Source organism: Citrobacter sp. Cpo069, from assembly GCF_030332785.1.
Classification (GTDB): Bacteria; Pseudomonadota; Gammaproteobacteria; order Enterobacterales; family Enterobacteriaceae; genus Citrobacter; species Citrobacter portucalensis.
The window spans coordinates 327,651-343,212 of the sequence record NZ_JAOWHD010000059.1 but is presented as its reverse complement, the minus strand read 5'-3'; the positions used below and the strand labels follow the sequence as shown (position 1 = coordinate 343,212).

General features: G+C 52.8%; 15 protein-coding genes. 10 read left to right on the top strand and 5 right to left on the bottom strand.

Going from position 1 to position 15,562, the window contains the following annotated elements; genetic code table 11:
• Nucleotides 1-61: 61 nt before the first annotated feature.
• A complete protein-coding gene (locus tag OGY08_RS17640; protein ID WP_032943120.1) occupies nt 62-820 on the top strand; it encodes a DeoR/GlpR family DNA-binding transcription regulator in 759 nt (252 codons plus the stop codon).
• A gap of 141 nt (nt 821-961) precedes the next feature.
• Complete coding sequence (locus OGY08_RS17635; protein WP_125362978.1) at nt 962-2,320, top strand: MFS transporter; 1,359 nt, start codon at nt 962-964, stop codon at nt 2,318-2,320.
• A gap of 37 nt (nt 2,321-2,357) precedes the next feature.
• Here the strand turns inward: OGY08_RS17635 and pncA are convergent, their stop codons facing one another.
• Both pncA and ansA read right to left on the bottom strand, forming a co-directional pair.
• The gene (gene pncA, locus OGY08_RS17630; protein ID WP_020996452.1) at nt 2,358-2,996 is read right to left on the bottom strand and encodes a bifunctional nicotinamidase/pyrazinamidase; all 639 of its coding nucleotides are present in this window, start codon (nt 2,994-2,996) and stop codon (nt 2,358-2,360) included.
• A gap of 14 nt (nt 2,997-3,010) precedes the next feature.
• Complete coding sequence (ansA, locus tag OGY08_RS17625; protein ID WP_003832492.1) at nt 3,011-4,027, bottom strand: asparaginase; 1,017 nt, start codon at nt 4,025-4,027, stop codon at nt 3,011-3,013.
• Between the two features lie 201 nt (nt 4,028-4,228).
• Between ansA and OGY08_RS17620 the strand changes: the two genes are divergently transcribed.
• Nucleotides 4,229-5,149, top strand: a complete 921-nt coding sequence (locus OGY08_RS17620) for a DMT family transporter (protein ID WP_125362979.1) — start codon at nt 4,229-4,231, stop codon at nt 5,147-5,149.
• Between the two features lie 12 nt (nt 5,150-5,161).
• A complete protein-coding gene (locus tag OGY08_RS17615) occupies nt 5,162-6,229 on the top strand; it encodes a GlxA family transcriptional regulator (protein WP_125362980.1) in 1,068 nt (355 codons plus the stop codon).
• Nucleotides 6,230-6,265: 36 nt separating this feature from the next.
• On the opposite strand, the gene sppA is transcribed toward OGY08_RS17615, so the two are convergent.
• The gene (gene sppA / locus OGY08_RS17610; protein WP_032943122.1) at nt 6,266-8,122 is read right to left on the bottom strand and encodes a signal peptide peptidase SppA; all 1,857 of its coding nucleotides are present in this window, start codon (nt 8,120-8,122) and stop codon (nt 6,266-6,268) included.
• Nucleotides 8,123-8,297: 175 nt separating this feature from the next.
• On the opposite strand from sppA, the gene OGY08_RS17605 reads away from it, so the two are divergent.
• The 3 genes from OGY08_RS17605 (at nt 8,298) to topB (ending at nt 11,960) form a co-directional block, all read left to right on the top strand.
• Nucleotides 8,298-8,849, top strand: coding sequence for an NAD(P)H nitroreductase (locus OGY08_RS17605; RefSeq protein WP_048226791.1), 552 nt, complete (start codon nt 8,298-8,300; stop codon nt 8,847-8,849).
• A gap of 116 nt (nt 8,850-8,965) precedes the next feature.
• Nucleotides 8,966-10,009: a selenide, water dikinase SelD gene (gene selD, locus OGY08_RS17600; RefSeq protein WP_125362981.1), complete on the top strand. Its 1,044-nt coding sequence runs from the start codon at nt 8,966-8,968 to the stop codon at nt 10,007-10,009.
• A 4-nt stretch (nt 10,010-10,013) separates the two neighbouring features.
• On the top strand, nt 10,014-11,960 hold the full coding sequence (gene topB / locus OGY08_RS17595) for a DNA topoisomerase III (protein ID WP_032934436.1): 1,947 nt from the start codon (nt 10,014-10,016) through the stop codon (nt 11,958-11,960).
• 88 nt (nt 11,961-12,048) lie between these two features.
• Here the strand turns inward: topB and gdhA are convergent, their stop codons facing one another.
• The gene (gene gdhA, locus OGY08_RS17590; RefSeq protein WP_003832501.1) at nt 12,049-13,392 is read right to left on the bottom strand and encodes an NADP-specific glutamate dehydrogenase; all 1,344 of its coding nucleotides are present in this window, start codon (nt 13,390-13,392) and stop codon (nt 12,049-12,051) included.
• A 252-nt stretch (nt 13,393-13,644) separates the two neighbouring features.
• Here gdhA and OGY08_RS17585 point away from each other — a divergent pair, with 252 nt between their 5' ends.
• Nucleotides 13,645-13,905 (top strand): YnjH family protein, encoded by a 261-nt coding sequence (locus OGY08_RS17585; protein ID WP_185757616.1) that lies wholly within the window; start codon nt 13,645-13,647, stop codon nt 13,903-13,905.
• Here the strand turns inward: OGY08_RS17585 and OGY08_RS17580 are convergent.
• On the bottom strand, nt 13,865-14,278 hold the full coding sequence (locus tag OGY08_RS17580; RefSeq protein ID WP_048216321.1) for a pyrimidine (deoxy)nucleoside triphosphate diphosphatase: 414 nt from the start codon (nt 14,276-14,278) through the stop codon (nt 13,865-13,867). The genes OGY08_RS17585 and OGY08_RS17580 overlap by 41 nt on opposite strands.
• Before the next feature lie 79 nt (nt 14,279-14,357).
• On the opposite strand from OGY08_RS17580, the gene OGY08_RS17575 reads away from it, so the two are divergent.
• Both OGY08_RS17575 and OGY08_RS17570 read left to right on the top strand, forming a co-directional pair.
• The gene (locus OGY08_RS17575) at nt 14,358-14,927 is read left to right on the top strand and encodes a carboxymuconolactone decarboxylase family protein (protein ID WP_020996450.1); all 570 of its coding nucleotides are present in this window, start codon (nt 14,358-14,360) and stop codon (nt 14,925-14,927) included.
• Nucleotides 14,920-15,543 carry a CDP-alcohol phosphatidyltransferase family protein gene (locus tag OGY08_RS17570; RefSeq protein WP_008784544.1) on the top strand — a complete coding sequence of 208 codons (624 nt, stop codon included), beginning with the start codon at nt 14,920-14,922 and terminating at the stop codon, nt 15,541-15,543. The genes OGY08_RS17575 and OGY08_RS17570 overlap by 8 nt, the downstream gene beginning before the upstream one ends.
• The last annotated feature ends 19 nt before the right edge of the window (nt 15,544-15,562 follow it).

Genomic DNA, 15,562 nt, shown 5'->3' with positions numbered 1-15,562 from the left:
AAACATAGCCTGTGAGATACTAGGGTCTTATTATTACTTTGCAGGAAACAGAGGTGTCATCGTGGCGGCAAAAGACAGGATTCAAGCCATTAAGCAAATGGTGGCTAACGATAAGAAAGTGGCGGTATCTAATTTAAGTTCAATCTTTCAGGTGACTGAGGAAACGATTCGCCGCGATCTTGAAAAACTGGAAGATGAAGGTTTTTTGACCCGAACATATGGCGGTGCAGTGCTCAATACCACCGCGTTGTCCGACAATATTCATTTTTATAAGCGTGCAAAATCTTTCTTCGAAGAAAAGCAGATTATTGCCCGTAATGCATTACCGTTTATTAAAAATAAGACCACAATGGCTGCCGACTCCAGCAGTACCGCGATGGAATTATTAAAGCTGTTGAAGGAAAGAAACGATCTGACGTTGCTAACCAATTCGGCTGAAGCATTTCATGAGTTGGCGCAGTCAGAAATTAACGTGGTTTCTACCGGCGGTGAGTTGAATAAGAATACGCTGTCGCTGCAGGGAAGAATCACCAAGGAGATTATCAGCCGTTATCATGTTGATATCATGGTGATGAGCTGCAAAGGTTTGGATATGCAGAGTGGGGCGCTTGATTCTAATGAAGCGGAAGCGGAAATCAAAAAAACCATGATCCGCCAGGCGACTGAGGTGGCCCTGTTAGTTGATCACTCAAAGTTTGACCGTAAAGCTTTCGTTCAGCTCGTGGACTTTAGCCATATTAATTACCTAATAACCAATAAGGCACCGGGTGCAGAGTGGATTGCATTTTGCAAAGAGAATAATATTCAACTCGTTTATTAGCTATAACGAGGGTTGTGTCGATATTATTTTAAGTTTGCACCTGGTAAATGCCATAAGAATCTAATGATGATGGATGGCGCGGCAAAAATTTTTCTGCCGCGATCGCCATACTTTCTATTTAGCTGAATTTGAGGCATCCAGATGGAACAATGTGACCCTATCGGCGCAAGATTAGATCGCTTACCTTTATCTCGATTTCATTTTCGTATTTTTGGAATTATTAGTTTTAGTTTGTTAATAACTGGTTTTCTCAGCTATTCCGGGAATGTGGTATTAGCAAAACTAGTCAGCACAGGCTGGTCAAACAATTATCTCAATGCCGCGTTTACCTCAGCGCTGATGTTCGGTTACTTTATCGGTTCGCTAGCCGGTGGCTTTATTGGTGATTATCTCGGTCGACGCAAAGCGTTCCGCGTCAATTTGTTAATCGTCGGGGTCTCAGCCTGCGCTGCAACGTTTGTGCCCAACATGTACTGGCTTATTTTCTTCCGCTGTCTGATGGGGATAGGAATGGGGGCGCTAATTATGGTGGGCTATGCCTCATTTACAGAATTCATTCCACCCGCGGTTCGTGGGAAATGGTCTGCCCGTCTGTCATTTGTCGGCAACTGGGCACCAATGCTATCTGCGGCAATTGGCGTCGTGATTATTGCACTTTTAAGCTGGCGGGTGATGTTTCTGCTCGGCGGCATGGCAATGCTGTTGGCCTGGTATCTGTCGGGAAAATACTATATTGAATCCCCGCGTTGGCTGGCTGGCAAAGGGCAGAGAAGCGAAGCTGAAAAACATCTTATGCAGGTGGAATCGCAAATTGAGAAAGAAAAAAACATCACTTTACCATCCTGCCGGAACGAATGCTCGTCGGCGGATTTAAGCACGATAAGTGGTTCATTTTGGCTCTTGTTTAAGGGGCCAATGTTGCGCTGTACACTGGTGGCGATCACGGTGCTTATTGCAATGAATATTTCGCTCTACACCATTACGGTATGGATTCCGACGATATTTGTTAATTCGGGAATCGATGTAACGAAATCCATATTTATGACCGCGATAATTATGATTGGCGCGCCGGTCGGGATATTTATTGCCGCGTTAATTATCGATCGCTTTCCTCGGCGATTGTTTGGCTCATTCTTGTTGATTATTATCGCCTTGCTTGGGTATTTCTATTCGCTTCAAACTGAAGAGTGGGCAATTCTGAGCTACGGACTGGTGATGATTTTTTTTCTGTATATGTATGTCTGCTTTGCCTCTGCAGTTTATGTCCCGGAACTATGGCCCACGCATCTTAGATTGAGAGGATCGGGTTTTGTGAATGCGGTGGGGAGGATTGTCGCTGTGTTTACGCCTTATGGCGTCGCTATTTTGTTGACCCGCTATGGCTCGGTTACGGTCTTTATCGTGCTAGGAGCAATGTTGGTGCTATGCGCTTTGATTCTTTTTTGTTTTGGCATCGAAACACGCAAAGTATCGCTGGAAGAGATTTCAGCGCTGGCCTGAGATAACGCGCCGACAGGAGTGACCCGGTCGGCATCGCTTACGGCTGGGTTTCCAGCCAGTCGTCCAACGTATACAGCGTTGCGCCCGCAGCTGCCATTTCCATAAAGGCGTTTGCACTGTCCTGGGGATGAATATTAACGCCACGGCAGCCGTCGGTTATAACGCTGACGGTGTAGCCAAGATCGAGCGCATCCAGTACGGTGAATTTGACGCAATAGTCGGTAGCCAGACCCATGATGATGAGCTCGGCAATGCGGTGTTCGAGTAGCCATGCATTTAGCGCGGTTGCCTGACGACGACCGTTATCAAAAAAAGCACTGTAGCTGTCGACCAGCGGGTTCTCACCTTTAGTGAACGTTTGAGTTATCGCACGCTGGTTCAGCAGCGGATGCAGGGCAGCACCTTCGCTGTTTTGTACGCAATGATCGGGCCAGAACGTCTGCGCCAGGCCATCGAGTTGTCCCTGGCTGTAGGGCTCGACCTGATGCTGGCTGGCAAAACTACCGTGATTCGCCGGGTGCCAGTCCAGACTGGCAACGACCGTGTCGCCGCGTATGGCACACCAGTCAATCAGGCGGTTGGCGATATCGATTGTGCTGTCACCTTGTGGGACCGCGAGGGCACCACCGGCACAAAAGTCATTTTGTAAATCGACCAACAGTAAGGCTCGGGCCATGGGCATAGACTCCTTTAATCGTCAGGCGTGAGCTCACCACGCAGATTTTGCGTCATTGCTTCACGAATTGTCTGCGTATCCAGTCCCTGACTCAGCAAATAGTGCAGTTTGGTGAGTGTGGCTTCGACGGTCATATCCGCGCCGCCAATCACGCCAGCATGCGCCAGCGCATTCCCTGTCGCGTAGCCCCCCATGTTCACCTTGCCGGACATACACTGCGTAAGGTTCACCACCACAATGCCACGCGAGCTCGCATCTTCAAGTTCTTTCAGGAACTCTTTATTCTGCGGCGCATTGCCCACGCCGTAGGAGCGCAAAATTAATGCTTTTACCGGCTGGCGCAGGAAGTTGCGTACCACGTCAGCGGAGATCCCAGGATAAATAGTGACCACGCCAATCGGTTGCGGAGTGATAGGATGCACAATCAACTCACCTGTGCCGTGAGGTGCGGGCGGTGTTCCCAGACGACGAATGTGGATCCCGGCTTCCAGCAGTGGTGCAAGGTTGGGTGAGGCAAACGCGTCAAAACCATCAGCATGCGCTTTAGTGGTCCGGTTACCGCGAAACAGTCGGTTGTTGAAAAACAGGGTCACTTCATTGATCGGATAATTTGCTGCAACGTACAACGCATTCAGCAAATTGATTTGTCCGTCAGAACGTAGCTCTGCTAATGGGATTTGTGACCCTGTCACAATGACTGGCTTGCCCAGATTCTCCAGCATAAATGAGAGCGCCGAAGCCGTAAACGCCATGGTGTCAGTGCCGTGCAGAATGACAAAACCATCGTAATCGTCGTAGTGCGCTTTAATGTCTTCAGCAATATGTTGCCAGTCTTCTGGCGTCATGTCTGAGGAATCCATCAGCGGGACGTATTCGTGGATGGTGAAGTCTGGCATCTCTGGGCGGTGGAATTCAGGCATCAGTGCCAGCTGACGCTGGAGATGACCGGAAACAGGAATATAACCCTGTTCTGAGCGCTGCATACCAATGGTACCGCCGGTATAGGCAACGTAAATCGATTTCTTTTGCATGGGCGTCACAGGTTAAGTTGTGCATAAACAGGCGCAGTATAAAGTTCCCCCCGAAAAAATACAGTGCAAATGACGCATACCTGCCATCCGATCAATATGTCATTTATGTTCAGTGCCTTGTCCCGTTTGTTCAGTGTGGTTTTGCACCCTCGGCCCTACAGTAGCAGCCTTCTATGGTGTGTGTTGTTGTCGAGTGCAGAAATGATCAGAAAGAGAATTGATAATGCGGCTATTTTGCTGATGGTGCTGATTTGCGGTGTCTGGGGCAGTCAGCAGGTGGCAATTAAAGCGGCTGCTGATGATATGTCACCTTTTTTGCAGGTCGGTTTGCGTTCCGCAATCGCCGCGCTGTTTATTGGATTGCTGTTTCAGCGACGAGATAATATTTTTGGCCTTCTGCGTGACCGTAATATCGCCAAAATGGGCGCAATCGTTGGATTACTATTTGCGCTTGAATTTGTGCTGGTTTCCGTAGGGATCACGTTAACGACGGCCTCCCATATGGCGCTTTATCTGTATACTGCGCCTTTGTTTTCGGCCATTGGATTACATTTTCTTTTACCTGAAGAGCGACTGAGTCGTCTGCAATGGTGTGGGCTTGCGATCGCCTTTTTGGGCATTGCCATCGCCGTTACGATGGTTCCTCAAAATGGCAACACACAATGGAGCCTGACGGGCGATCTGTGCGGGCTTTTCGCCGGTATGGCGTGGGGGGCGTCCAGTGTGGCGATCCGCTGTAGCCGACTCGCCACTATTCCCTCGTCCTGCACACTGTTTTATCAACTGGCGACTACCGCGCTGATTTTATTGCTTATCGGACTGATGCTGGGAGAAACGACGGTACAACTGACGACTGTGTTGGTGATGAGTCTGACTTTTCAGACGGTGATTGTCGCCTTTTTAAGTTACCTGATCTGGTTTACCCTGCTGCGTTATTATCATGTCGCATCTTTGGGAACCCTGATTTTAATGACGCCAGCGATGGGAATCATTGCCGGGGTACTCTTTCTTGGTGAATCCCTGCAGCCCGCGTTTATCGCAGGCGCTCTCTTGATATTGATTGGATTGCTTTGTGTTTCATTACCCTCCAGCGCGAATTTACGCCGCCTTTCACGTTTATAACGGGAGCCTGAAGTGAAGAAAGACCTGAGAATTTTTCAGCCAGGCGAGTGGGCGGATGGAGACATCATTACGGCTATCGATGCGAGTCAGACAGAGACACCGCACAGACCACAGTTGAATGTCGGCATTCTTCTGTGGCCGGAATTTCCTCTACTGGCGCTGGCGGGGTTAACCGATGCGTTACGTCATGCGGCGGATATGGGGGATGATAGCCAGAAAATTCGCTGCTCCTGGCGTCTGATGAGCGCTACACCAGACCGACCTGTTCTCAGCAGTTCAGGAATGGCGATGATGCCGGATAGCGCATTCGTTGCACCGGAACAATTTGATTATGTGGTGGTGATTGGCGGCTTGCTGCGCAGCATGGCGAAAGCCGATCGGGCCGCGCGACGTTACCTGCATCTTGCACATCAGCTCAATATTCCGCTGGTAGGTATCTGCACGGGGAGCTTTGTTCTGGCGCAAGAAGGTTTCCTCAATGGGCTGACGGCGGCGATCCACCCCTGGCATCTGAATGATTTTAAAACGCAATTTCCTCAGCTGGCTGCCCGCAGCGGGGTCGATTTTCATGAGGAAAAAGGGATTCTGACATGTCCGGGGGGCATTTCGACGATAGGGCTGGCAACAGAACTTATTCGCCGCCACTGTGGCCCCGACAGGGCGACAAAAGCCATCTTCCAGATGTCCGTCCCCAACCGCATAGACAGCACGTCAGTGGCGGTCTCCAGAGCGATAGGTTTTACCCACGTGAGCGACAGTCGGTTACGCAAAGCGGTCTTTTTAATTGAGCAAGGGCTGGTAAAGCCCATATCGACCCGCTGGCTGGCCGCAGAAGTCAACCTGAGTCCTCGACAGCTTACCCGGTTGTTTAACGCCGAATTCGCCCAATCGCCAGGAGAGTTTATACGACGAGCGCGTTTGCGTTATGCCCACTGGCTGCTGATGAATTCTGGAGAGAGCGTCACGGAGATTGCGCTGCGTCTGGGATTTAGCGACTGTGCGCACTTTATTCGTTTGTTTAGTCGGGAGTTTGGCTGTACGCCAGGAGATTTTCGCAGTACGCGACATCAGAATGTGTAAAAAAATGCTGCCCCGACTTGGGGCAGCATTGGCAGATTAGCGAACGTTGGCGCAGGTCAGGCAAAACGCATAGCGGTTTTGCGGATCGTTAAACGCGGCCAGCTTATCGCTCTCCGCTTTAACCGTACTCGCCGCAGAAGCGAGCGGCGCCGGGAGCATCGCCTGGATAGCTTCAGGCAGCATGGCACGAACGGAACCGGACATGCTGTCCATCACCATATCAACGAATGTCGGTTCGTCCTGATAATACTCAATGTGCCATTGCTTCAGTTTGGCCAGCTCAGCCGCTTTCGCCACGGCGTCATCAAAATCACCCAGACTGTCTACCAGACCGTTGGCTTTCGCATCCTGGCCGGTCCAGACGTGGCCCTGCGCGATTTTGTCAATCTGCTCAGGCGTTGTCTTACGCGCATCTGCGACCAGCGTGATAAAGCGCTTATAGCCGTTCTCGATGCTCAGTTGCATCATTTGCTGCACTTCAGGTGGTAACGCTTTGGTGATGGAGATATCCGCCAGTGGGGATGTCGCCACGCCGTCGGTGTGTACACCAATGGAATCCAGACTGTTTTCCACAGTGTTGATCACGCCAAAGATCCCGATTGAACCGGTCAGCGTGCTGGGGTTCGCCACAATGTAGCTTGCTGGGGTGGAGATCCAGTACCCGCCGGATGCCGCCATGCCGCCCATGGACACGACAACCGGCTTGCCTGCCGCTTTTGCCGCAGCCAGCTCAGCGCGAATGACTTCGGAAGCGCTGACGCTGCCGCCAGGGCTGTTCACGCGCAGCACAATTGCTTTCACTTTCGGATCAAGACGCGCTTCGCGGATCTGCGCGGCAGTCGTGTCACCGCCCACATTCCCAGGGGTTTCTTCACCGTCCATAATTGCGCCATTCGCGAAGACGACGCCAATGCTGTCCCCAGTATCCGCTGGCGTTTTCAGCGAGTAATCGTAATAGCTGACGGCGCGATAATTTTTATCCGCTTTGCTCCAGCCAAACTGTTTGGTCAGCATTTTTTCGACTTCGGCGCTGGAGGCCAGTGCATCCACCAGTTTGTTGTCGAGCGCATATTTCGCGGTATCACCATCGACTTTTGTCAAACCGTCCAGCATGGCCTGTGCGCCCGGGAACACCTGCTGAGCAGGGATCTGGCGGTTGGCAGCGACCGTGTCGAGATAGTTCTGCCACAGCTCGCCGATCCAGCGGCTGTCGGCCTCGCGCGCGGCAGGAGACATATCATCACGAATGAACGGTTCTACGGCAGACTTATAAGTCCCGACACGGAACACGTGCGTGGAAACTTTCAGCTTGTCGAGCAGGGACTTGTAGTACAAACCGTTGGTGGCAAAGCCGTGCAGATCAACGGAACCCTGCGGAGAGAGATAAATTTTATTGGCGAAACTGGCCAGGTAGTACTGCCCCTGGCTGAAGTTATCGCCCACGGCAAAGACCGGTTTGCCGCTGTCGCGGAATTCCCGCAGCGCTTTACCGATATACTGCATGGAAGGCTGGTCGGCCCCGGCAAAATTTTTCAGATCCATCACAATGCCGGTGATGTTGCGATCATCTTTTGCCTGGCGAATAGTATTCACGATATCGAACAGGGAGTTTTCCTGCAGACGATCTGAGCTGGCGCCAAACAGTTGACGACCAATAACGCTTAACCGACTGGTGCTCGAAGGCTTATCGACAATCACCCCCGAGATATCCAGCAGCAGTGCGCCTCGCTCAGCGTGTTCACTGGTATTGCTGCTGCTGACCTGCATCCAGATGCCCACGCCCACCAGCACCAACAAGATGAAGAACAGGTTAAGCACAAATTCACGGACGAAATTCAGTAATCGCCATGTCCATTTAAAAAATCCGGCAATAAATCGCCACAGGGTTCGCATGTATTCTCCCTACCGATTAACAACACGCCATCCCGAAATTCCGGAGAAAGGCGATAAGATGAGGCTATCGTAATGACCCGACAGGCACTTGTCAGCAGGAATCACCGCCTGTGCTGTAACAAAATCCGCTCACGTGTTAATTTTGTGAACAAATCTCATTGTTGGAGTTAAGCAAATGGATGCACTCGAATTACTGATTACCCGTCGTAGCGCCTCTCGTCTCGTCGAGCCGGCCCCGACAGGAGAGCAACTGCAAAACATTCTGCGGGCGGGTATGCGCGCGCCAGACCACAAAACGCTGCAACCGTGGCAATTCTTTGTCATTGAGGGCGAAGGGCGTGAGCGTTTTAGCGCGGTGCTTGAAAAAGGGGCGATTGCCGCAGGCAGTGACGCGAAAGCCCAGGAAAAAGCGCGCAGCGCACCGTTTCGCGCACCGCTGATTATTACCGTGGTGGCGAAATGTGAAGAAAACGACAAGGTTCCTCTGTGGGAACAAGAAATGTCTGCCGGTTGTGCGGTGATGGCTATGCAGATGGCCGCAATTGCCCAGGGCTTTGGCGGTATCTGGCGCAGTGGTGCATTAACCGAAAGTGCGGTCGTGCGCGAAGCATTCGACTGTCGCCCGCAAGATAAAATCGTCGGTTTCCTCTATCTGGGCACACCGCAGCTAAAAGCATCCACGACGATTAACCTTGCCGATCCGAGCGCATTCGTCCGTTATTTCTGATATCAACGGCAAAACTGTCTGGATTCTGAGCAAAGACACCCGAATTCAGACAGTCACTCTTACCACATCAAGGAATGAGCGCTACCATATCCGGATTGCAATGACAGGAGATGTCCATGAGCGAGCAAGCTATTCGTTTAACGCAATACAGCCACGGAGCCGGTTGCGGTTGTAAAATTTCCCCAAAAGTGCTGGAAACCATCCTGCACAGCGAGCAGGCGAAGTTTGTTGATCCGAACTTACTGGTGGGTAATGAAACCCGCGACGACGCGGCCGTATACGATCTTGGAAACGGCACCAGCGTTATCAGCACCACCGATTTCTTTATGCCGATTGTCGATAATCCGTTTGATTTTGGACGCATCGCCGCGACTAACGCCATCAGCGATATTTTCGCCATGGGCGGCAAACCGATTATGGCAATTGCTATTCTGGGCTGGCCGCTGGATAAGCTGGCACCGGAAATCGCCCGCGAAGTAACCGAAGGCGGACGCTTTGCCTGCCGTCAAGCGGGTATTGCGCTGGCGGGCGGCCACTCTATCGATGCCCCAGAGCCTATCTTTGGCCTTGCGGTAACCGGCGTTGTGCCGACCGAACGCGTGAAGAAAAACAGCACCGCTGAGTCAGGGTGTAAGTTGTTCCTGACCAAGCCTCTGGGTATTGGCGTTCTGACAACTGCAGAGAAAAAATCACTGCTGAAGGAAGAACACAAAGGACTGGCGACAGAAGTTATGTGCCGGATGAACATTGCCGGTGCGGCATTCGCCGATATTGACGGCGTGAAAGCCATGACCGATGTTACCGGTTTTGGTCTGCTGGGGCATCTGAGTGAGATGTGCCAGGGCGCAGGCGTTCAGGCGCAGATCGTCTACCAGGATATTCCTAAGCTGCCTGGCGTTGAAGAATACATCGCGCAGGGCGCGGTGCCGGGTGGTACCCAACGTAACTTTGCCAGCTACGGACACCTGATGGGTGAAATGCCGCAATCGGTACGCGATCTGCTGTGCGATCCGCAAACTTCCGGTGGCCTGTTGCTGGCGGTAACGTCGGAAGCTGAAGCCGAAGTGAAAGCGGCAGCGGCGCAGTTCGGTATCGATCTCACCGCCATTGGTGAGTTAGTGGAAGCTCGTGGCGGTCGCGCCATGGTTGAGATTCGTTAACTCGATGCGGTTGTTTATTGCCGAAAAACCAAGTCTGGCGCGTGCTATCGCCGATGTGCTGCCGAAGCCGCATCGCAAAGGCGATGGTTTTATCGAATGCGGAAATGGACAAGTGGTGACCTGGTGTATTGGTCACCTGCTTGAACAGGCGCAGCCGGATGCCTACGACAGTCGTTATGCTCGCTGGAGTCTGGTCGATCTGCCGATTGTCCCTGAAAAGTGGCAACTGCAACCGCGCCCCTCGGTGACCAAACAGCTCAACGTCATTAAGCGCTTTTTGCATGAGGCCAGCGAAGTTATTCACGCCGGTGACCCCGATCGTGAAGGGCAACTGCTGGTGGATGAAGTGCTGGATTACCTGCAACTGGCGCCTGAAAAGCGCCAGAAGGTGCAGCGTTGCCTGATTAACGACCTCAACCCGCAGGCCGTTGAGCGGGCTATTGAGCGGCTGCGCGCCAACAGTGAGTTTATCCCGCTGTGCGTGTCAGCACTGGCGCGAGCGCGTGCGGACTGGTTGTACGGTATCAATATGACGCGCGCTTACACCATTCTTGGACGTAACGCGGGCTATCAGGGCGTACTTTCGGTCGGGCGCGTACAAACGCCGGTGCTCGGGCTGGTTGTGCGTCGCGATGAAGAGATAGAGAACTTCGTCGCCAAAGACTTCTTCGAAGTGAAAGCGCATATCGTAACGCCCGCCGATGAGCGGTTCACCGCTATCTGGCAGCCGAGCGAAGCGTGTGAGCCGTATCAGGATGAAGAAGGGCGCTTGCTGAATCGCACGCTGGCTGAACACGTGGTGAACCGCATTAACGGTCAACCGGCGATAGTCACCAGCTATAACGATAAACGGGAATCAGAATCCGCGCCGTTGCCGTTCTCGCTGTCGGCGTTGCAGATTGAAGCGGCGAAGCGCTTCGGTTTAAGTGCGCAAAACGTTCTGGATATCTGCCAGAAGCTGTATGAAACCCATAAGTTGATTACCTATCCGCGTTCGGATAGCCGTTATCTGCCGGAAGAACACTTTGCCGGACGTCACGCGGTACTGAACGCGATTAGCGTCCATGCGCCGGATCTGCTCCCGCAGCCGGCGGTCAATCCCGATACGCGAAATCGCTGTTGGGACGACAAAAAAGTGGATGCGCACCACGCCATCATTCCTACCGCGCGCAGTTCGTCCATCAACCTGAATGACAACGAAGCGAAAATTTACAACCTGATTGCCCGTCAGTATCTGATGCAATTTTGCGCAGATGCGGTATTCAGGAAGTGCGTCATTGAGCTGGACATCGCCAAAGGCAAGTTTGTCGCCAAAGCGCGTTTTCTGGCGGAAGCCGGATGGCGCACGCTGCTCGGCAACAAAGAGCGCGACGAAGATAATGACGGGACGCCGCTGCCGGTGGTGGCAAAAGATGACGAACTGCTGTGCGAAAAAGGCGAAGTAGTTGAACGTCAGACCCAGCCCCCGCGGCACTTTACTGATGCAACTCTGCTGTCAGCGATGACCGGGATTGCGCGATTCGTGCAGGATAAAGATCTGAAAAAGATCCTGCGCGCAACGGATGGTTTAGGTACGGAAGCAACGCGCGCCGGAATTATCGAGCTGCTGTTTAAGCGCGGGTTCCTGGTGAAAAAAGGACGTTATATCCATTCGACCGACGCGGGAAAAGCGCTGTTCCACTCGCTGCCAGAAATGGCGACGCGCCCGGACATGACAGCGCACTGGGAATCTATCCTGACCCAAATCAGCGAAAAGCAGTGTCGCTATCAGGATTTCATGCAGCCGCTGGTGGGGACGCTGTATCAGCTTATCGATCAGGCGCGCAGCACACCGGTACGACGCTTTCGTGGAATTGCCGCGCCGGGCGGTAGTGGTAGCGATAAGAAAAAAAGCGCGCCGCGTAAACGTCCGGCGAAAAAAAGCCCGCCATCTGAAGAGGCGGGCCTGTAAGTTTGTAGGCCTGATAAGCATAGCGCATCAGGCTTAGCCGGATGCGGCACCCGTGCCTAATCCGGCCTACTGGCCTGCAGAGACAATATTAAATCACGCCCTGACCCAGCATCGCGTCGGCAACCTTCACGAAGCCCGCGATGTTGGCGCCACGTACGTAGTTGGTCTGCTTGCTTTCGCCGCCGTATTCAACGCAGGCATGGTGAATATCCAGCATGATGTGGTGCAGGCGCGCATCCACTTTCTCCGCTTTCCAGCCCAGACGAGCGGCGTTTTGCGCCATTTCCAGACCGGATGTCGCTACGCCACCGGCGTTTGCGGCTTTACCCGGTGCGAACAGTACGCCCGCTTCGAGGAACAGATCGGTGGCCTCGATAGTGGTCGGCATGTTTGCCCCTTCGGCGACTGCCTTCACGCCGTTGGCGATCAGTACGCGCGCTGCATCGACATCCAGTTCGTTCTGAGTGGCGCACGGCAGGGCGATATCGACCGGAACCGACCACGGCTGTTTTCCTTCCAGATAGGTCAGGCCAAACTCACGGGCGTAATCCGCCACGCGACCGTCACGGCTGTCTTTGATCGCACACAGACGCGCCAGTTTTTCTTTAGTAAATCCGCTTTCGTCAACTACGGTACCGCTGGAATCGGAGGCGGTAACTACTCGCGCGCCAAACTCCATGGCTTTCTCAATGGCGAATTGCGCTACGTTGCCGGAGCCAGAAACCGCCACGCGCATGCCTTCAAAGCCCAGACCATGGCGTTTGAGCATTGCTTCGGTGAAGTACACCAGACCGTAGCCGGTGGCTTCCGGGCGGATCAGGCTGCCGCCAAAAGAGAGACCTTTACCGGTAAAGACGCAGGCGCTGTTGTTGGACAGTTTTTTCATCATCCCGGCCATAAAGCCGACTTCACGACCACCCACGCCGATATCGCCCGCCGGGACGTCGGTATCAGGACCTAAATGGCGGAACAGTTCGGTCATCAGTGCCTGGCAGAAACGCATGATTTCGCCTTCGCTTTTACCTTTCGGATCGAAATCGCTCCCGCCTTTACCACCGCCCATTGGCAGCGTGGTGAGGGCGTTCTTAAAGGTCTGCTCGAAACCCAGGAATTTCAGGATCGACAGGTTCACGGAAGGGTGGAAACGCATACCGCCTTTGTACGGGCCAATGGCAGAGCTAAACTGTACGCGCCACGCGCGGTTGACCTGCACCTGATTGCGATCGTCCAGCCAAACTACGCGGAACTGGATCACGCGCTCCGGTTCAACCAGACGTTCCAGCAACGACATCTGACGATAACGCGGGTTCTGCTCAAGAAAGGGCCACAGCGTCGTCATTACCTCACGAACGGCTTGCGCGAACTCGGTTTGATTCGGGTCGCGCTTTTGCACATGGTTGAGAAATGACTCCAGAGAACATGTCTGATCCATAGATATAAGAACCTCTTATGTATTGATATGGTTATATTTTTGATATTTATGTTATGTGTTGTGCAGTTTTTGACTATACCATCAGCAGTGTGACGTGACGCAAGAAAAAATTAACCCCGCTAAGTAAATTAATATTGCGCCGTGGGTCATAACCAAAAGCGATGATGGAAGGGACTAAAGTTTCTGCCGATTTATACCGTTATACTGAGCATAAATGTCAGTTAAAAAGGAAAGACAATGCGCCGTTTAATCATGGCAGGAGCGTTGGTACTGGTGTCCAGCGCGACGCTGGCAAATCAGCTTTATCGCCCGGACGTGCAGGTGAATGTACCGCCGGAAGTGTTCAGTTCCAGCGGTCAGCGGGCGCAGCCCTGTAGCCAGTGCTGTATTTATCAGGATCAAAACTACTCTGAAGGGGCGGTGATTAAAGCCGATGGCATTCTGTTGCAGTGCCAGCGCGATGATAAAACGATCAGCACGAATCCGCTGGTCTGGCGGCGCGTAAAAGGATAAACGTCTCTAACAGCGGGATATCGGCGGGCGCCAGTGGATAACGCAGCGCCTCTTCAGGTGAGCACCAGACGATATCCTGATGTTCAAATGCTCTCAATTCCCCCTGAAAAGACGGTACATGCCAGGCGTGTAGGTGAATCAATCGGCCTGAAACCTCGCGTTGATGACTGGCAATGTAGCGCCCCACGACCGCCTCAATGCCCAACTCTTCACGCAGTTCACGGATCAGCGCCTCGGGCTGACTTTCGCCAGATTCAACCTTACCGCCAGCAAACTCCCACATGCCTGACTGATCCGCATGCAGCGGACGCTGAGCCAGTAAAATTTTGCCATCACGTTCAATGATAGCGGCGACCACGTCGAGGGTTTTCATCATATTCATCAAGATCTAACAGCAGAAAATGACATACTATCGTTATCTTTGTTTTATCTAAAGTATTCAGGAGCCACCGTTGAACGAACCTCAGTCGTGGGTAAAGCCGTTAACGCGTATCCCTTCCAGTTTAAAACCGCTCGTTGCCACGCAGAAAAAACATTATGGCGATGTGCTGCATCCCACGCGCTGGTGGGGGCGGATGCCGTTTCTGTTCTGGCTAGTGGCGCTGTTTGTCGGGTTTCTGGAGCGTAAAAAGGCGCGCTTAACGCCGGTGATGCGTGCGCTGTTGATGACCCGCGTTTCTCAGGTCTGCCATTGCGCTTTCTGTGTTGATGCGAATAGTTTACGGCTGGCAGAACGCTGTGGCGCGCTGGATAAAGTCATGCAGGTTGCCACCTGGCAAGATTCGACGCTGTTCAGTGCAGAAGAGCGCGTAGCGCTGGCCTATGCCGATGCGGTTACCGCAACGCCTCCACAGGTTGACGATGCGCTGAAAGTGCAGATGAAGCAGCATTTTACCGATGATGCCATTACGGAAATGACCGCGCTGATTGCGTTTCAAAATCTCTCGGCGCGTTTTAATGCCGCTCTCGATATTCCCTCGCAGGGACTGTGCGACAGTTTTAAAGGACGCCCGCATGCTTGACCGCCATCTTCATCCACGATTAAAACCGCTGTTGCATCGGTGCGTAGGTATTATCGATAAACCGGCGATTACCCCGGACGGACTTACGCTGGTAGGATTTGCCATTGGCGTGCTGGCGTTGCCATTTCTGGCGTTAGGCTGGTATCTGGCGGCGCTGGTGGCCATTGTGCTCAATCGGTTGTTTGACGGACTGGATGGGGCGCTGGCACGGCGCAGAGGGCTCTCCGACGCGGGGGGATTTCTCGATATCTCGCTCGATTTTTTATTTTACGCCCTTGTGCCGTTTGGTTTTATTCTTGCCGCTCCGGCGCAGAATGCGCTGGCAGGCAGTTGGCTGTTGTTCGCGTTCATTGGCACCGGTAGCAGCTTTCTGGCCTTCGCCGCACTGGCAGCGAAACATCAGATTGATAACCCCGGTTACGCGCATAAATCGTTTTATTATCTTGGCGGGCTGACCGAAGGAACTGAGACAATTTTGCTGTTTGTGTTGGGGTGTCTGTTCCCGGACTATTTTGCCGTGCTGGCGTGGGTCTTTGGCGCGCTGTGCTGGATGACAACGTTCACCCGGATCTGGAGCGGATATCTGACGCTGAAAACCGTTCAGCGTCAGGCGTAAGGTAATGCGTTGCCGGATG